Raw genomic sequence first — 18,001 nt, 5'->3', positions numbered from 1 at the left:
AAATGAATTATAAAATAGTATTATCAATCGTTTTCATGGTTTTATTTGTTGGGATTTATGCTGCAATTGCACAGCCTGGCCCACCACCGCCACCACCAGATAGTAATCCTGTACCCATTACAGGTATAGAATACTTAATTGCTGCTGGTGCTGCATTTGGCGCTAAAAAACTATACGATAAAAAGAAAAAATAATCTTTAAAACTTTAATTACAAGGTCTGTTCATAAACAGACCTTTTTTACTGAGGATCTACATCATAAATAACTCTAATCTTTCTGAAATGTGCATTTTCATTAAGTTTTTCAACAATAGATTTTATCCCCTCTTTTGTTGATTCTAAGGGATATCCTTTTTCTAATTTGATCCATATTTCCATATGATAAATATTTCTAATTTTAGAAATAAGTGGTTCGTGTGGAGCTAACACTCTTTGATTTCCTAGCTGAATTACCAAGGATTCATAGAGCATTGTAGCAGATTGATAAACATTCTGAGATTCCGATCCCTTTAAAATGATTTTAATTAATCTACAGAAAGGTGGGTAGAAGAAAGCTTGTCTTTCATTTAACTGTAGTTGATAAAAACCCTCATAATCATATTTTAATAGATAATCAAAAAGAGGATGTTTAGGTTGAAAGCTTTGAATTAAAACTTTTCCATCTTTATTAGTTCTTCCAGCTCTTCCACTAACTTGAAGCATCATCTGAAATGCACGTTCATGGGCTCTAAAATCAGGATAATACATCATTCTATCTGCATCTACAATTCCAACCAAACTCACCTTTTCAAAATCCAGCCCTTTTGTGACCATTTGCGTACCTATCAAAATTTGAGTTTCACCACTTTCAAAGGCTTCTATGATTTGATTATAGGAATATTTCTTTTTGGTAGTATCTCTATCCATTCTTTGGATTTTAACATCAGATAGTTGCAGTTTTAGATCATCTTCTATTTTTTCAGTACCAAAGCCTTTCATAACCAATGCACTAGATTCACAGTTTAAGCAAGCATTGGGGCTTTTTTGTTTATAACCACAATAATGGCATTTAAGCTCATGTTGATGCATATGATAGGTTAGACTCACCGAGCAATTTTGACACTCTGCTATCCATCCACAGGTTTCGCATTGTAAATAGGGTGCATAACCTCTTCTGTTTTGAAATATAATGGCTTGATTACCTTTACTAATTTCTTCCTCAAGAGCAGTTAAAAATACATGGCTAAAGTCATCTTTCACCAACTTTTTAGCCTTTTGTTTTTTCATATCAATTACCTGAATTTCCGGCATTTTTCCCTCACCAAATCTTTCAGTTAACTGCGTTAAGCCATATTTGCCATTTAAAGCATTATAATAGCTTTCATAGGAAGGTGTTGCAGAACCTAAAATAAGTTTAGCCTGATGAATTTTAGCTAAAACTACAGCGGTATCACGTGCATGATACCGTGGGGCAGGATCAAACTGCTTATAACTGCTTTCATGCTCCTCATCTACTACAAGCAGTGATAGATTGTTGAATGGAAGTAAAATGGATGAGCGAACACCAATTACAAAATTAATCTTTCCTTCTGCTACACCTTTCCATACTTCCACGCGCTCTGCATCAGAGAATTTAGAATGATAAATACCCACTTGATCACCAAAAATTTTTCTCACCCGTTGGATCATTTGGGTGGTGATAGCTATTTCAGGCAATAAAAATAAAGCTTGCGAACCACTTTCAATTACTTCTTTAATAAGGGAAAGATAGATTTCAGTTTTACCACTGCCTGTAATACCATGAAGAAGCGCTACATCCTTTTTTGTAAATATTTCATTGATCTCTGATCTACATTTTTCTTGTGCTTCACTTAACGTAATCTCATGATCAATAAATTCTTGTCTATTTAGGTAATCTAATCTTGAGACGATGATTTCAAATTCTTCAAATATTTTATTTTTTATTAATGTATTGATGGAAGAAATTGAAAAGCTTTCTTCTTTTAAAAGGCTTTTTGGAATGCCTTCTTCATTTTTATCTATTTCATTGAAAATAGGGACAGATTGAAGGTATTTTAAAAGAACATCTAATTGCTTAGGTTTTTTATCCAATTCCTGCATGAGAGAATTAAGTTTGGCTTCTTCTAGCCATTCTTTTTTTAACCTTAGTCTCTTTTCAGTTTTGGGTTTGTAACGTTCTTGTACTTGCTCTATTAAAATGATGACCTGTTTATTAAGCAATTCTTTAATTAAATAGCTGATTTGCTTTGTATTTGTTATTTCGAGTAATTGCTGATAGGAGAGTAGGCCTTCTTTTTCCAATACATTGATTACCACACTCTCTATTTCACTAAAAATATGGGGGGAGTCTTCTTTGTTAAAAGCAGGGTTTAATTGGATTTTTGATTCACTACTTAATTTTAGCCCTGATGGCAAGCCTACATTTAAAACTTCTCCATCAGTTGCCATATAATATTGAGCAATCCATCCAAATAGCTTTAATTGTTGATTGCTGATGATAGGGTAATCATCGAGTACTTCTAAAACATATTTTGCCTCATAATCCTCAGGGGCATTATGATGAACATCAGTAATAATTCCACTTATGATTTTCTTTTTTCCAAAAGGGACAATTACTCTAACTCCAACTTGAATCTGATTTTCGCTATTTCTCGCTACTCTATATGTAAAAGTTTTTGGTACAGGTATTGGTAATAATACTTGTACAAAGAAAGTTTTTTCTAAATTATCTTCCTTAACCGTATTCAAGCTAAGTTGACTCATTTACTTAGTAAAGCTATAGCATCTTCGGCAGTAAAAACGGGATATTGACAAGCATTATTTTCGCAAACATATATACTTGTTTTAGTATTAATAATTTCTTTACCTTTCCAAACCAACTCATCATTATTTTCTTCCTCTATAGCCATGCAAAATGCATTAGGTAAATAGTGTTGCCACAATTCCCTTTGAATTTTTTTAGCATCTTTACCCACAATCACTACATCATAACTTGGGTATGATTTTAAAATAAAAGCAGAAGCCCAATTTGACAAGAATTTTGGTTCTCGGGCTATAAGATGTTGAGTTTGTTTTAACATCTCATTCGAAATGTCTGTAAATGCAGAATTTCCTTTCAGAATCCCTAACCAATGCAGATTTTGAATCATGATTGAATTAGAAGATGGAATTACATTATCAAAAATCTCTTTTTTTCTGGCTATTAAAGTCTCACTATTTTTATCTGTGTAGAAGAATAATTTTTCCTTTTCATCATAAAAATTTTCAATCGTATAGTTTGCCAGCATTTCAGCAAAATTGAGAACCTTTAAATCCGATGTGATTTCAAATAAAGAAATTAGAGCCTGTATAGTTAGGGCATAGTCTTCTAAATACGCTTTAATTTTCGCTTGATCATTTTTAAAGCTTCTATAAAGCACAGTTCCATCCCATACGAATTCACTTAAGAAAACAAAGTTGTCGAGTGCAATTGCTTTGTACTTTTCGTCCTTGTGAGCTTTATAGGCATCACAGAGTCCTTTAAGTTGTAAAGCATTCCATCCAGTTAGAATTTTATCATCTAATGCTGGTCTTATTCTTTCCTCTCTTTGATCTAATAATTTATCTTTAACGCTATTGAAGGTTTCTTTAAAGTTAGAACTGTCCAAGTTTTCAGCTTTGCAAAAAGACTCAATGGAAGTATGTCGAAAAAGAATATTAACTCCATTCTCCCAATTACCTTCTTTTTCAACATTGAGAAATTTTAAAACAGGCTCTTCATTTTCATTTATATGATTTTTAAGCTCATTATAAGTCCAGGTATAGAACTTCCCTTCAACACCTTCAGAATCGGCATCGAGAGCGGAATAGAATCTGCAATTAGGATCCATCAGTTCTCTTACCATGAATTTTATACTGTCTTCAAATACTTCTTTGAAATATGGGTTTTTAGTGAACCTATAAGCATCTGCATATAAACTTATCAATTGCCCGTTGTCATATAACATTTTCTCAAAATGAGGAGCAAACCATTCCGCATCAACAGAATAGCGAGCAAAACCACCACCAATCTGATCATAGATTCCTCCATCAGCCATTGATTCTAATGTGAATTCCAATGCTTTTTTAGCTTCAGGGTTTTTGCTGTGAAAAGCATATTGCATTAAAAATTGCCATATAACTGGCATTGGAAATTTAGGAGCTCCTAAGGTACCTCCATTATCCCAATCAAAGCTTTCACTAAGTTTTTGATAGGCCTGAATCAACACGCTATTATCAAAATTATGATCTTTATTTATACCGAGGTTTAGCTTTTCTACTTCAGATACATTTAGTGCTTTCGAGAATTTATCTGCCGATTCAGCTAACTGCTTTCTACTATTTTGAAAGGCTATGGCTACTTTATCTAATATCTCAAGCCATTTATGCTTAGGAAAATAAGTACCACCATAAAAAGGTTTTTGATCAGGCATTAGAAATACATTCAGAGGCCAGCCGCCATTTAATCCCATATTTTGAATGGCATCCATGTAAATCTGGTCTATATCGGGCCTTTCTTCTCTATCTAGCTTAATACAGATATAGTTTTCATTCATCACATTAGCTACCTCATTATCTTCAAAACTTTCATGCTCCATTACGTGGCACCAGTGACAAGCAGCATAGCCAATACTTAATAAAATGGGTTTATCTTCCGCTCTAGCTCGATTTAAAGCTTCTTCATTCCATGCCTGCCATTCAACCGGATTGTAGGCATGTTGTAATAGATACGGGCTCGTTTCGTGAATAAGCTTATTGGGTTTTGGCATTCTCTAATTCTTTTTCAACATGTTCAATTTCAGCTTCTACATTTCCCATTACTGAAAATCTATTTAATTTCTTTTGAAGTGCTTCCAAAAACTGAATATGCTCTTCTGATCCTGGGTTCATCACTCTGTGGTTTAAGTCGTTTTTTATCGACTGCCATTTATCACAATACGCAAACAAAGGTTCTGAAAAGAAAGTCTCTCTAAACCGTTGCCAAATAAAATTCCGAGCTACATTGTTAGGGTGAATCATATCTTCAGCATAAAACCTATAGTCCCTTAAATCATCCAACATTAATTCAAAGGATGGAAAATAATAGGTCTTTTCTAAAGATTTTTTGATTTTATGAGCAGCTAATCTTAAGATGGATTTACTTAACATATTTTCTGGTATACCATCTTTAATATGCCGCACTGGGCTAACCGTTAAAATTATTCTTAAATCAGGATTTTTTTCTTTTAAGAGTTTTAACGTGGCACTCACTTCGCTGATAATTTCATCCAACTCCAATAATTCCTTATTGAAATTTTGAGATGGTAACTTATGGCAGTTAGCTATAATTTCCTGAGTTTTCTCATATCTATAAACCCAAGCTGTTCCAAAGGTTAAGATCAATACTTTCGAACTTTCTAAATAATCTTTAAGCTTTGCTGAAGCTTCTCTAATGCCCTCTTTGAGCTCTATAAGATTTTTCTTACCGAAGATAGAATGTGCATCTAAATGATTATAAATGTCTCTGTTTTCAATGATATGATCTTCTCTAAGATCCTCATCATTTAGAGCTGCTTTGATTAGTCTCATTTGAGAAATGGGATTATAAATAATTCCATATGGATTACTTAATATATCCATTTTCATTTCCTCAAATCGACTTCCGATATGATCTGCAAAACAACTTCCTATGGAAGTAATTCTATCATGAGGATGTATTTTTTCCTCAGTTGGTTTTATTTCAATTGTGGTTTTTAATTCCATTTCCCTATTCGAAATATTTTAGACGCTCAACACTTTTACCATATGAATTAATTCCTGATTAAGGGGTTTGTTTTTAGTAATACTATCTTCAAATGAAGTATAGACTAACTTGTCATTTATTATGCCAGCCATAACATTTTTCTTTCCCTTCATTAAGCCTTCTATTGCACCTAATCCTAAACGGCTAGCCAATATCCTATCTTGAGCACTAGGAGAGCCACCTCTTTGTATATGGCCTAAAATTGAAACTTTTATATCTTTCTGAGCAATTTTCTTTTTAACCTTCTCAGCTATTTCCATGGCATTTCCTTCTTCATCTCCTTCTGCTACTACAACAATAGATGAGGTTTTATGTCTAGCCCAGCCTTCTTGAAGAGTGCTTATAACTTCTTTTATGCTAGTTGAAGTTTCAGGAACCATTACTAATTCAGCTCCTCCGCCAATTCCCGACCTGATAGCAATATAGCCAGAATCACGCCCCATAACTTCGATAAAGAATAGCCTATTATGAGAGTCAGCAGTATCTCTTATTTTATCAATTGCACCTAAAGCAGTATTAACTGCTGTATCGAAACCAATAGTATAATCAGTACCATAGAGATCATTATCTATAGTTCCGGGAGCGCCTACGGTTGGAATTTGATATTCATCATAGAAAATTTTAGCTCCTGTAAAGGTGCCATCTCCACCAATTGTAATTAGTCCTTCTATACCTAATTTAGTCAATTGATCATATGCTTTTTTACGGCCTTCTTTGGTTTTGAACTCTTCACTTCTTGCTGATTTAAGAATAGTTCCTCCTTTTTGAATAATGTTACTCACTGAATGAGAATTCATCTTTACAATATCTCCTTCAATCATGCCGTCATAACCTCTATATATGCCGTAAATCTCTATCCCATGATAGATGGCCCCTCGTACTGCCGCTCTTAAACATGCATTCATTCCTGGTGCATCACCTCCGGAGGTCATTATTGCTACTTTCTTCATTTATACCGTATTTATAATAAATAATTCCAATATTTGGAACTGCTAATGATATTTAACCAATTTAGTAAAATTAATCGCTCATTCATTTGAAAACAGATTTAAAGTTGGAAAAGCATGTCTTTTAATGCAAATAAAAATTACTATATCTTTAAACTATTCTTAAAATTCACAAGATGACTTACGATTATATTCCATTCATAAAGTTGAATAATCAAAATCAGGATTTGATGTCAGTTTTACAAAAAGTTGTGAATAAAGGTGTGTTTATGAATGGTGAATATCATCAAAAATTTAAACTAGCATTTGCCAGGTATTTAAATGTAGAAAATGTAATCCTTACCGCTAATTGTACGGATTCTCTTGAGATCATTTTGAGAAGTATCAATATTTCACCTAATGATGAAGTTATTACTGCAGCATTTAGCTGGTATTCTGATGCTTCAGTTGTTAAAATTGTGGGCGCTCAATTGGTTTTTTGTGATATCAATCCAGCTCATTTTATGATGGATTTTAATCATTTAAAATCATTGATAAACTGTAACACTAAAGCTATAATTTTACCTCATTTATTCGGTCAAGTTCATCCTGAAACTGAAGAAATAGCTTCTTTTTGCAAAGAAAATGGAATCCTATTAATTGAGGATTGTGCTCAAGCACATGGGGCCAGTTTAAATGAAATTAAAGCTGGAGCCTTTGGTGATATAGCAGCATTCAGCTTTTATCCGACCAAAAATTTAGGAGCGTTAGGGGATGGGGGAGCTATTGTAACGAATGATCAAGATTTGGCAGAGAGTTGCTATCTGTGGGCCAATCATGGTCAAATAAAACGTGATGAACATATTCAGTTAGGCCGAAATAGTAGAATGGATGAGCTTCAAGCAGCAATTTTACAATCAAAATTACCAGACTTAGATGCAGAAAATCAAAAACGGATTGAGTTTGCAAAAATCTATCAAGATATATTAAGGCAATTAAATGGAATTTCATTGCCTATTCATTCAGAAGGTCATGTTTACCATCAGTTTGTAATTAAAACAGAAAAAAGAGATAGTCTAAAAAGCTACTTAAAGAAAAAAGGTATAGAAACTCAAATTCACTATCCTAATGCAATTTCAGATATGGATGTTTTTGACCGTTCAACATCTTGTTCTAATGCAACTAATATAGCAGACATAGTATTGTCATTACCGATTCATCCCAACCACACAAAAGAAGAAATAAAATATGTAGCCAATGCCATTTTAACTTATTTTAAGACTTAAACTTATCTTTAATTGGTTTTATAATTGTGTCTATCTCTTTTGAAGGTTTAAATATCAACATCAATAACCCAAAAATTATGGATGCGATTACACTTAAATAAATAGCATTTAGAATACCATCCTCAAATTGAGGGATATAATTCAAGATTACAAAACTAATAACAGTTATCGCTATTGCACTGACTGTATGAATTGAGAATGGCTGAAAATGTAATTTATGATAGATAAAAATCATTTTCATCAGGTTATATAAAAATATTGAAAAAAGTGTGGCTAATGCTGCACCTATTAAACCAAATTCAGGTATTAAAATGGCATTAAAAAGTACAGTTAAGGCCGCTAGAATTAGAACAAAGTAAATATTACTTTTATAGTATTTTGATGAAATAATGATTTCTGAATTTACTCCAAACGCCATCAAGATGAGCTTACTAATTCCTATTACTACGGCAACTAATTTCCCATCGATATAATCATCGCCTTTCGGCATGATGGCATAAATGTTATCCAAATTGATTACCACAAGTATGAATACAAAACCTCCGAGAATCAACTGGTTTATACTACTCTGTTTATAAATTTTCTTCACCTCATCGATTCTTTCATTTTCAAAAGCATTAGCAATTATAGCATCTGACATTTGAGATATACTTCTTCTCGGGATTTCAATTACTGTACCCATGAAAAAAGCTATTACATAAATTGCATTGTAACTAGTCCCCATGAAACCAGTAACCATGAGTTGATCTATTTGAAATACAATGACTGATCCAACAGCCCCAGCCATTATAAAAACCATGTATTTCAGCATTTCTTTTACAAAAGGTTTTTTAAGCTGAAAAATCGAAAAATTGAAATGCAATTGTTTTTTTAACAACAAAATAACAACTAAAACTACTAGACTTACAGCATAAGAAATCACAATATATTTGAGGAACCATTCAAATGAAATTATGTCGAAGAAGTAAAGCAAAGCTAAAATACCACTAGAGGCTTTTAAAAAGATCTCTCTCATGAAAGTGGGGATAATCACATTTAACTGGGCTTTATAATAGGCTTCTATTATAGATATATAAACCAGAATAACCGCTAAACTAATAATCAACCAATATTGATGTACTAAATCGGAAGCGTTTTTTTGAAAAAAACTAAAAACCCAATCATCCACCAATTGAAATAATAGGATAAATAACAGAATAGTGAAAAATCCTAATATTAGTACAAAAGTAAAAAACCTACCTGCTGCTTTCGGACTAGTATTAAATCGAGGAAAATACCTTAAAGTACTACGTGGTAACCCTAACTGAGCAAATGGAGATAAAATAATCGCCATTGATATTACGACTCTAAATAATCCGAATTCTTCTTGAGTAAGAAATTTCGGAAACACGATCATTGTGGTGAATGCCCCAATGGCAACTCCTATATAATTGATGACGGAGGCGTACGCACTTTGCTTAATGACTATTCCCACTCTTTATATCTTATTTAAACCAAACTGAAATTTAGGAAGTTGATTGTAATAAAATGCTATTATACTGAGCATTTATCTTTTATTGAAATTGAATAGGTATAAATAAATCTTTTAGCTGAATTTTACATTGATTAGTTTTGGCATATGGAAACGAAAAATCAAAATATTAAACTTATAGAATGTCCTAGAGATGCTATGCAAGGCCTGCATGACTTTATTCCTACGGATAAAAAAATAAATTATTTAAATCAATTACTAAAAGTAGGTTTTGATACCATTGATGCCGGAAGTTTTGTGTCTCCTAAAGCCATTCCTCAAATGCGTGACAGTGCTGAGGTATTTGATTCAATAAATTGGCAAGATTCTCAATCTAAATTATTGGCTATTATTGCCAATCAAAGAGGAGCATCTGATGCAGTGAAGTTTGATCATATTTCATACTTAGGTTATCCATTATCTCTTTCTGAAACATTTCAACAAAGAAATACTAAAAGGTCAATTGCAACAGCATTAGAAGATTTAGCCCAAATTCAGGAGCTCTCAATTGCTCACTCTAAAACACTCGTTGTTTACTTGTCAATGGGTTTCGGTAATCCTTATGGCGATCCTTATGATGCTAGCTTTGTACAAGATTTTGTGGAAAAGCTGGATAAGATGAACGTTAAAGTGATTTCTTTATCTGACACAATAGGGGTTTCTAATCCAGAAAACATTTCCTGGATCTTTAATCAACTAATTCCTAAATATCCTCACATAGAATTCGGAGCTCATTTGCATAGTAATCCAGCTACAATATGGGAAAAGGTCGAAGCAGCTTATACTTCGGGCTGTCGCAGGTTTGATGGTGCAATAAAAGGATTTGGAGGATGCCCTATGGCTAAGGATGAATTAGTGGGGAATATGGTGACGGAAGATATGGTAGCCTACTTTAATAAGAACAATATTGAATTAGGATTAGATCAAGAGGCTTTTGCGAAAGCACAAGAGTTAGCTCTTGAGGTATTTCCTTCGTAAGAAAAAATGGGTGTGTAAAAAATACCACCCATTTAATTTAAAAATCTTCTAAATCTACGTCAAGATCATCTTCGAATTCATAGTCACTGTCTTCTTGATCGTAGCCATCATCGATTTTAAATCGCCAATTGTCGTCATCCTCCTCATCATCTGATAATTTGATGTCATCGGTATCACCATCATCAAAATAATCATCTGAGAGATCATCATAGTCATTGTCATCGTATTCGTCAAATTCTGCGAAATCCGATACTTCATTAAGTGCCATTTTTAAGTTGCATTTATATGACGAAATGTAACGTATTTTAAAATAGCTTGTATATTTTTTGAGAAGTTTTTTTTAATATTTATTAGAGAAATATGAAGAGCTAATCTTACTCTAATTTATAGGGCAAAAATTCATTTACTTCGCCTTTGAATTTATGTACTTCCCTAATAATAGTTGAGCTTATAGCTGCATATTCAGGAGATGTAATTAAAAATACAGACTCTAAACTCTCGTTTAGATATTTGTTAACTTGGGATATACTATTTTCATATTCAAAATCAGTTGTATTTCTCAAACCTCTTAATAAAAAACCTGCATTAAGTTCTTTAGCTAGGGAAGAAGTAAGTTTATTGTAAACGATAACCTTAACTCTTGGCTCTGATTTGAAAGTTTCTTCAAGTTTATCAATCATCAAATCGATATCGAAGTATCGATTTTGTTTTTTTGAATTGTAGCCAATAGCAATTATTATCTCATCAAATATCTTTAAGCCCCTTTGTACAATGTCATGATGACCTTTAGTAAAAGGATCAAATGATCCTGGGAAAATTGCTATTCTTTTAGACATGCTTATAGGTTGAAATAGTTTCCAAAAACATCAAAATATTGATGTTCAGGTATTTCGTCAAATTTAAATCCAAAGTTTAATTTAGAAGTTCTATTGCCTACTTCTATAACAGGAAAATTCTTTTTTAAGGCTTCAAAATGTGAGGAATCTTTCTTGATATAACCCCACACTTTTATGATACCTTCTTTTTTAAGGATTTTAAATTCATGGCAGATGAGGTTGATATACTTAATATACTCCTCGAATTTTTGGATTTTAAATGAATTAAAGTAAACCAATTTACCATTATTAGTTACTGCTGCATGAAGATAGAATCTATCAATATACAATGATAGTTCATTTTCATTGGCAAAAGGAGGGTTCGATAAAACAGCATTCACCAGCATGCCACTTTGGTGAGTAACTCTAATTTTGCTGTTTACGTAAATTGATCTAATAAATTTTAAAACTTCCTTTTGGTAGGTAAAGATGTTTACAGAATCGTTACTGTTTACTTTGTAATATCCAACTGAGTCAGAAGATTGAACTTCACAATTCATTTTGAGAATGGCTCTCGCATTATCCTTAGAAAAATAGGATAGGGGAGCCAAGCAATATTTTGGATTCTTGAAGCAAAGTACTACTTCTTTCCAAAAGCCCACCATAAGGAGATGATGCTCATCAAAAAGTGCTTTTAATACTTGCACTTTTTGATGTTCATCTTCAGTTTTTGTTAAACTATAATCTTCAAGAATTAATACTCTGTCAGATTTGATGTCAATGACGGCTACTTGTAAATCTCTATCTCCAATCTCTAATACTAAACAGTATTGTTCGATTTTGTCAATAGAAAACTTATCGTCCTTGACCTTTTTGAGTGATTTAAATACTTTTTCTTTAGTAATATCCAAAATATTATTCCCAGTTACCAGCTGTTGTTACTTCTGACCGTGATCCTACTCTTAAAGCTTTGTCATTATTATCCTTTCTTCTTTTAGGATTAATAGGGCTAGGATCTTTTACTTCAAATACGTCAACTTTCACTGAACCTTTTATGATTTTATCAGCAAAAATCTCAAATTTTTCTTGAGAACCAGGTTTGTATGGTAATCTATCTAATTTGAAATTTTCAATATCAGCATATAAAGAATCAAAAACAGGCATAGTACCTAATGTGTCAATATTGATTACAACACTGTCACCACCATATTCTCTAGGAATAATTGTTTCAGATCTTTCTGTGATGTAAAAGTCACCAGAATCAATGAAGTTTATTAATTTATCCCAGTCGCTAGTATATTCACCATTTACCCTTTGGTAGGCGATCATACCAGAACGGATCTGCTTCAATTTTTCAATTACTCGAGCTTCTTCTCTTTTTATTCTTTTTTCTTGTTGAATATCATATGCTATGCTGTCTACAAAAAAGTAGGCTATCACAATTGCTGCTATGAAGAAAACTATTGATAAAATCTTTGTTTTACTCATCTTTCTATTTTTTCTCTATTTAGAAATTATTTTAAAATGCTATTTTATGGAATTATTCACAAATTTAAAATATCCTTTAAGATTTAAAACTTCTTGGGGTTTATTTATTCCAATAAACATATTGTGAAGATAGTCTCTTTCTGTGTTTTTTAATTTTTTTTCATCAAAAAATGCTAATTCACTTAAAATTTGCTGCTTTCCCATTTCAGGGTCTTTTCCTAATTTAAGTATTCCTCCTGTCTTTTCCACCTCATAAAACAATTCAATTGCATGAATACTTTCATTAATAAATTCATTCACAAACAGCAGCTTAATTACTTTAATATTTAAAGCGGTTTCTTCCTTAAACTCTCTAATTAAATTTTTTTCAGCGTCTTGTCCAAATTCTAAACCTCCGCCTGGTGGCGACCATAGAAATTCTCTTTTGCCCACACCATCATGTTTCAATAATAATATTTTTTCATTTTCTATTAATATGCCAGCAACACGAACTCTTATCTTACCTCCAAACTTTTGATTTATACTTTCCTTTGGGTTTGCACTCATCAATATGCTTATATTTGTGAATATTTTTTGAATTTAAACAAAATGCTGGAAAATACGGTGGAAAACGACTTTAAGTTAAGAGTAGAGAAGTTTCTTGAAAGACAAGAATTCATGAAACATATTGGTTTCGATTTGTCTGTTATAGAAGAGGGTAGAACAGAAGGGTGGCTAGATATTAAACAAATTCATAAACAACAAAAAGGTTTAGTTCATGGTGGAGTTACAGCTACTATTGCCGATATAGTAGCAGGTTTTGCAGCTTATACTACGGTTCCTATGGATTGCCATGTGGTTACTGCAGAAATAAAAGTTTCTTATTTTAAAGCGGGAACTGGGGAAAAGCTTCATGCAATCGGAACTGTGATTAAAAAAGGTAGGAAATTGAATTTTTGCGAAGCAGAAATTTATGCTGTAGAAGGTGATAAAAAGAGTTTAATTGCTAAAGCCACTACTACTATGGCTGTAATTACTCCACAAGATATCAATCATAAAATGAATGCCTAAGGCATCACAAATCATAAGGTCGAAATTCCCTTTTGAGCCTACCTCAAGTCAGTCTCAATTTTTTAAACTGTTAGATACATTTTTTGATATTGATGATGCTGATAGGCCCATCATGCTTTTAAAAGGTTACGCTGGTACAGGTAAAACTACTATTGTCAGTGCATTAGTGAAATTTTTACCGCTATTCAACTATAAATACGTTTTGATGGCGCCCACAGGACGTGCGGCTAAGGTAATGAGTAATTACTCGAAGCGTTTGGCTTTTACTATTCATAAAAAGATTTATCATCAGAATAATGAAATAGGGAGCGGAGATCTTAATTTTTCATTACAAAAAAATTACCATGAGCATACTCTTTTCATAATCGATGAAGCGAGTATGCTTTCCGATGATAAAGGTTTTGGTAATAGTAGTTTACTTGATGATGTGGTGAATTATATTTTTCAAAATCCTGGAAATAGAATTTTATTTATAGGGGATGATGCCCAACTTCCTCCTGTAGGTAAATCGAATAGTGCAGGATTAGATGCTAATTTCTTACGGACTAGCTATAGATCAGAAGTAGTAGAATCTATTTTGACTGAAGTGATGAGGCAGGCTGAAGGTTCTGGGATTTTATATAATGCCACTTTATTAAGAGCTCAACTTTCACAAAAGGATTTTAAAATTCAATTCAGAACTCAAGCTTTCAAAGATATTTTTAAGATGACAGGGGAGCGGCTTGAGGATGGTTTGCGTTATTCATATGATAAATACGGTATTGAGAATACTGCTATTATATGTAGGAGTAATAAAATGGCAGTACAATACAATGAGTATATTAGGAGACAAATTCATTTTATGGAAGGCGAGCTTGAAGCGGGGGATTTTTTAATGATTGTGCGTAATAATTATGTTTACCAAACAGAAGATACACCTGGTGGGTTTTTAGCCAATGGTGACTTTATGGAAGTCGTTAAAGTCATAAATTTTGAGGAGATGTACGGATTGAGATTTGCAGACCTTGAAATACGACTAACTGATTATGAAGATCATCCTAATTTACAAGTGAAAGTAATTTTAGATACACTACATGCAAATAGTCCGTCTTTAAGTAATGAGGATTATTTGAATTTGTATAATCAGGTAGCAGAAGATTATATGGATTTATCTTCCAAAACAGAAAGGAAGGCAGCGATTAAGAAAGATCCGTATTTAAATGCTCTCCAAATTAAATTTGCTTATGCTTTAACTTGCCATAAATCTCAAGGGGGGCAATGGAAGTCAGTTTTCGTAGATCAGGGTTATTTAACGGATGAAATGATTAATAAGGAATATATCAGGTGGTTGTACACTGCTATCACCAGATCAACAGAAGAACTGTTTTTAGTTAATTTTCATCCAAAATTTTATAATTAAGCTTATTCTAAATTTGAATTACTCCAATTCCTGAATATAATAAGGCATCATTTTTCCGATTATTTCGTAACTTTACTTAACAAAATAAATTAAATACTTAAATCATGAGAAAGGCATTATTATTTTTCGCATCATTTTTCATCTTAAGTGCAGCAATTGCACAAAGCACTGAGAGTGCAAATGGTCCAGAAATTACGTTTGAAGAGAAAAGTCATGACTTTGGTGATATTTCACAAGGTGATGTAGTAGAACATGTATTCAAGTTTGAAAATACTGGTAAACAACCTTTGATTATATCTAATGTTAAAACAACCTGTGGTTGTACTGTACCTAGTTATCCTAGAGGTGAAGCAATTGCACCAGGTGAAACTGGCGAAATCACAGTTAAATTTAACAGTAGAGGAAAAATGGGGAGACAAAATAAAATTGTTAGAATTGTCTCGAATATAGGTGAGGAGAGAAGTGTGAGGATTACTACCAACGTATTACCAAAAGACTCTTAATTTAGATTTTAAATATCAAAAAAAAGGCTGTTTCAAGAGAAACAGCCTTTTTTTTACTCTCCGATTATCGTACATCCACCATAAGAAGTTTTGATTCGCATTGTTGTATTTGCTTGATTAGGCGTTTTTCCTATAGTTCCTTGATATGATTCCTCATTCATATCTTTTTCCTTCATGGTGAAGTTTACGTCTTGACTTTTCAGGTTCAATTTTCCAAATGAGTGATCAGTGTCAAATTTAAAGTTAGATCCTTTTTCTAGAGTCAGTTCTGATTTTGAGAAGGAAGTATCAAGATTAAAGGATTTAATATCTTTACTTACTTGATTTATTTCTATTGTTCCATTGGCATATTCCGCATCTAAATTGAAATTATCAAAGATTGTGTCAATAGAGATACTACAGAATTCAGCATTTCCATCATAATCATTTACTTCACCAATTTCTAATTTCCCATACTCAACATCAAATTCAATTGTTGATACTTTACTTATTTCAAGCTTTGAGAACTCTGATTTTAAAATTAATCGATCAGCACTTTGTAAGCTGAATTCATTAATATATTCTAAATCAAAATCACCTGAAGTAATTGATTCTATATTAACTTTCCCGAATTCATTTCTTAAATGCAATTCTTGCATAGAACCAGCCGTTAAATCACCATATTCAAGATTAATATCTGCTTTCCCTTTATAATCGGTCATGAAAATATTGCCGAATTCATTTTTTAAAGATAAAGGATGGTTATCAGGCATTTTAATCTCATAATTAATTTTAAAACTCTTATTTTTTCTAGATGTGAAATTATATGATTTTAAATCAGTTTTGATTGATATTACAGCTGCAGATTCATTTGTTTTTAAATCTATTTTATCCAGTATATCACTAATTTCCTTGTCGGAGAATCCTTCGGATTCAAGCTTTATTGATACATCTATTGAGTTGTTATCCCATGTTACCAAGTTAATATTTCCAAAATTATTACTAATCTCTACTTTAGTGCTTTTGCTTGCAGGCGTATATGAATTTTTCAAAATCTCATTTTGCTGACTTTGAGCAAAGGAAATTGTATTGCACAATAAAAGTGCAATTGCCATAATTTTAAATCGATATTTCATTGTTTTCTTGTTTTTCGTTTTTACTATATTCCTGTAACTCTTGCAAGATGTTCAGTTTCTGTTCAAGGATTTCAATCTGTGTTTGCAAGTTTTGAATCATGGCATTCACCAACTGAGGATGAGCACCTTGATTTTTAACTTGACTTTTTAAATCCTTGTATTTCTTATTTAATGCTGCTAAATCCGTTTTAACTGATAGATTATTTTGCTTTGATAATTCATTTATCTTTGCTTTTTTTTCAGTAATATTTATTTGATAATAATTTTCAATTTCAGCATATGGCTTATTGTTATAAGTTATTTGCTCTAATTGATTTATTTTATCTGTTAGAATTGCACGATCATAAATTAACCATCCTATAACAAGTAGCATTGCAATACTAGCTGCCACCATCCATCCAGGATGTCTATCTTTCTTTTTATTAATTTTTGCTTCTAATTGATCCCAATTCTTATCTAGATCAAAATCTGCTTCAAATTGATTTCTATTATGATTAATAAATTGCTCTAACTTGTCCTTTTTCATAATCTTGTATGAAAGTTTTAATTTTCTTTTTCGCTCTGTGAAATTGTGACTTAGATGTGTTTTCAGATATATCTAATATTTCAGCAATTTCTTTATGCTCATATCCTTCAAATAAATAAAGGCTGGCCACTGTTCTAAAACCTGATGGAAGGTTTAAAATAGCTTCTTTTACCATGTCCACTCTTAAATCAATATCCTCCCAATCAATATCTTCCTCTTCAACAATACTTTTGTTTTCTACATCATCCATTAACCATTTGCTTTCTTTTCTTAAATAGTCAAGTGACTGGTTAACTACTATTCTTTTTAACCAAGCTCCAAAAGTGGCTTGGTAATCAAATTGATTAATTTTATAAAATGCTTTGATAAATGCTTCTTGTAAAATGTCTTCGGTGATATTACTATCCCGTAAAATCCTAAATGCTACATTATACATTGATTTAGCATAAAGCATATATAAATCTTTGAAAGCAGCATGACTACCATGCTTACACTTTTCAATTAATTCTTTATGGATATTAATATCTATATTCTCCAATTCTTTTAATTCTGCCCTAATGACTTAATTAAATATAAGTAGTTGCACGGAAAATAATTTTTTTTCAA

19 protein-coding genes are annotated in these 18,001 nt (G+C 32.2%); 6 read left to right on the top strand and 13 right to left on the bottom strand.

The window, feature by feature from the left end; translation table 11 throughout:
• Positions 1-2 precede the first annotated feature (2 nt).
• Positions 3-194 (top strand): hypothetical protein, encoded by a 192-nt coding sequence (locus tag QYS48_RS00155; protein ID WP_302100049.1) that lies wholly within the window; start codon positions 3-5, stop codon positions 192-194.
• A gap of 45 nt (positions 195-239) precedes the next feature.
• Here QYS48_RS00155 and priA read toward each other — a convergent pair whose 3' ends face one another.
• Genes priA through pfkA form a run of 4 tightly spaced genes read right to left on the bottom strand, consistent with a single transcriptional unit; the run spans position 240 to position 6,749 of the window.
• The gene (gene priA, locus QYS48_RS00150; RefSeq protein WP_308357012.1) at positions 240-2,762 is read right to left on the bottom strand and encodes a primosomal protein N'; all 2,523 of its coding nucleotides are present in this window, start codon (positions 2,760-2,762) and stop codon (positions 240-242) included.
• Positions 2,759-4,786, bottom strand: a complete 2,028-nt coding sequence (locus QYS48_RS00145) for a thioredoxin domain-containing protein (RefSeq protein ID WP_308357011.1) — start codon at positions 4,784-4,786, stop codon at positions 2,759-2,761. The genes priA and QYS48_RS00145 overlap by 4 nt, the downstream gene beginning before the upstream one ends.
• A complete protein-coding gene (locus QYS48_RS00140; RefSeq protein ID WP_302100069.1) occupies positions 4,770-5,759 on the bottom strand; it encodes a GSCFA domain-containing protein in 990 nt (329 codons plus the stop codon). Before QYS48_RS00140 ends, QYS48_RS00145 begins: the two co-directional genes overlap by 17 nt.
• An 18-nt stretch (positions 5,760-5,777) precedes the next feature.
• Positions 5,778-6,749 carry a 6-phosphofructokinase gene (pfkA, locus tag QYS48_RS00135; RefSeq protein WP_308357010.1) on the bottom strand — a complete coding sequence of 324 codons (972 nt, stop codon included), beginning with the start codon at positions 6,747-6,749 and terminating at the stop codon, positions 5,778-5,780.
• A gap of 173 nt (positions 6,750-6,922) precedes the next feature.
• Here pfkA and QYS48_RS00130 point away from each other — a divergent pair, with 173 nt between their 5' ends.
• Positions 6,923-8,011 (top strand): DegT/DnrJ/EryC1/StrS family aminotransferase, encoded by a 1,089-nt coding sequence (locus tag QYS48_RS00130; RefSeq protein ID WP_308357009.1) that lies wholly within the window; start codon positions 6,923-6,925, stop codon positions 8,009-8,011.
• Here QYS48_RS00130 and QYS48_RS00125 read toward each other — a convergent pair.
• Positions 8,001-9,485 carry a polysaccharide biosynthesis C-terminal domain-containing protein gene (locus QYS48_RS00125; RefSeq protein ID WP_308357008.1) on the bottom strand — a complete coding sequence of 495 codons (1,485 nt, stop codon included), beginning with the start codon at positions 9,483-9,485 and terminating at the stop codon, positions 8,001-8,003. The two genes, QYS48_RS00130 and QYS48_RS00125, sit on opposite strands and share 11 nt — an antisense overlap.
• Positions 9,486-9,629: 144 nt before the next feature.
• On the opposite strand from QYS48_RS00125, the gene QYS48_RS00120 reads away from it, so the two are divergent.
• On the top strand, positions 9,630-10,499 hold the full coding sequence (locus tag QYS48_RS00120; RefSeq protein ID WP_308357007.1) for a hydroxymethylglutaryl-CoA lyase: 870 nt from the start codon (positions 9,630-9,632) through the stop codon (positions 10,497-10,499).
• Between the two features lie 37 nt (positions 10,500-10,536).
• Here the strand turns inward: QYS48_RS00120 and QYS48_RS00115 are convergent, their stop codons facing one another.
• From QYS48_RS00115 to QYS48_RS00095, 5 genes are all read right to left on the bottom strand, one after another.
• Complete coding sequence (locus QYS48_RS00115) at positions 10,537-10,767, bottom strand: hypothetical protein (protein WP_302100075.1); 231 nt, start codon at positions 10,765-10,767, stop codon at positions 10,537-10,539.
• A gap of 106 nt (positions 10,768-10,873) precedes the next feature.
• The gene (gene coaD, locus QYS48_RS00110; protein ID WP_308357006.1) at positions 10,874-11,335 is read right to left on the bottom strand and encodes a pantetheine-phosphate adenylyltransferase; all 462 of its coding nucleotides are present in this window, start codon (positions 11,333-11,335) and stop codon (positions 10,874-10,876) included.
• Positions 11,336-11,337: 2 nt separating this feature from the next.
• Entirely contained in the window at positions 11,338-12,225 is an 888-nt protein-coding gene (locus QYS48_RS00105; RefSeq protein ID WP_308357005.1) for a DUF3822 family protein, read from the bottom strand.
• A gap of 4 nt (positions 12,226-12,229) precedes the next feature.
• Positions 12,230-12,802, bottom strand: a complete 573-nt coding sequence (locus QYS48_RS00100; protein WP_308357004.1) for a hypothetical protein — start codon at positions 12,800-12,802, stop codon at positions 12,230-12,232.
• Between the two features lie 39 nt (positions 12,803-12,841).
• The gene (locus QYS48_RS00095; protein ID WP_308357003.1) at positions 12,842-13,348 is read right to left on the bottom strand and encodes an NUDIX domain-containing protein; all 507 of its coding nucleotides are present in this window, start codon (positions 13,346-13,348) and stop codon (positions 12,842-12,844) included.
• 42 nt (positions 13,349-13,390) lie between these two features.
• On the opposite strand from QYS48_RS00095, the gene QYS48_RS00090 reads away from it, so the two are divergent.
• The 3 genes from QYS48_RS00090 (at position 13,391) to QYS48_RS00080 (ending at position 15,754) form a co-directional block, all read left to right on the top strand.
• On the top strand, positions 13,391-13,852 hold the full coding sequence (locus tag QYS48_RS00090) for a PaaI family thioesterase (RefSeq protein ID WP_308357002.1): 462 nt from the start codon (positions 13,391-13,393) through the stop codon (positions 13,850-13,852).
• Complete coding sequence (locus tag QYS48_RS00085; RefSeq protein WP_308357001.1) at positions 13,845-15,251, top strand: AAA family ATPase; 1,407 nt, start codon at positions 13,845-13,847, stop codon at positions 15,249-15,251. The genes QYS48_RS00090 and QYS48_RS00085 overlap by 8 nt, the downstream gene beginning before the upstream one ends.
• Before the next feature lie 104 nt (positions 15,252-15,355).
• Complete coding sequence (locus tag QYS48_RS00080) at positions 15,356-15,754, top strand: DUF1573 domain-containing protein (RefSeq protein ID WP_302100082.1); 399 nt, start codon at positions 15,356-15,358, stop codon at positions 15,752-15,754.
• A 53-nt stretch (positions 15,755-15,807) separates the two neighbouring features.
• Here QYS48_RS00080 and QYS48_RS00075 read toward each other — a convergent pair whose 3' ends face one another.
• Genes QYS48_RS00075 through QYS48_RS00065 form a run of 3 tightly spaced genes read right to left on the bottom strand, consistent with a single transcriptional unit; the run spans position 15,808 to position 17,933 of the window.
• Entirely contained in the window at positions 15,808-16,869 is a 1,062-nt protein-coding gene (locus QYS48_RS00075; protein ID WP_308357000.1) for a hypothetical protein, read from the bottom strand.
• The gene (locus QYS48_RS00070; protein WP_308356999.1) at positions 16,853-17,395 is read right to left on the bottom strand and encodes a hypothetical protein; all 543 of its coding nucleotides are present in this window, start codon (positions 17,393-17,395) and stop codon (positions 16,853-16,855) included. The genes QYS48_RS00075 and QYS48_RS00070 overlap by 17 nt, the downstream gene beginning before the upstream one ends.
• Positions 17,364-17,933 carry an RNA polymerase sigma factor gene (locus QYS48_RS00065; protein WP_308356998.1) on the bottom strand — a complete coding sequence of 190 codons (570 nt, stop codon included), beginning with the start codon at positions 17,931-17,933 and terminating at the stop codon, positions 17,364-17,366. Before QYS48_RS00065 ends, QYS48_RS00070 begins: the two co-directional genes overlap by 32 nt.
• Positions 17,934-18,001 lie beyond the last annotated feature (68 nt).

The organism is Marivirga arenosa (assembly GCF_030503895.2).
Taxonomy (GTDB): Bacteria; Bacteroidota; Bacteroidia; order Cytophagales; family Cyclobacteriaceae; genus Marivirga; species Marivirga arenosa.
This window is presented reverse-complemented; position numbering and strand designations above follow the sequence as displayed.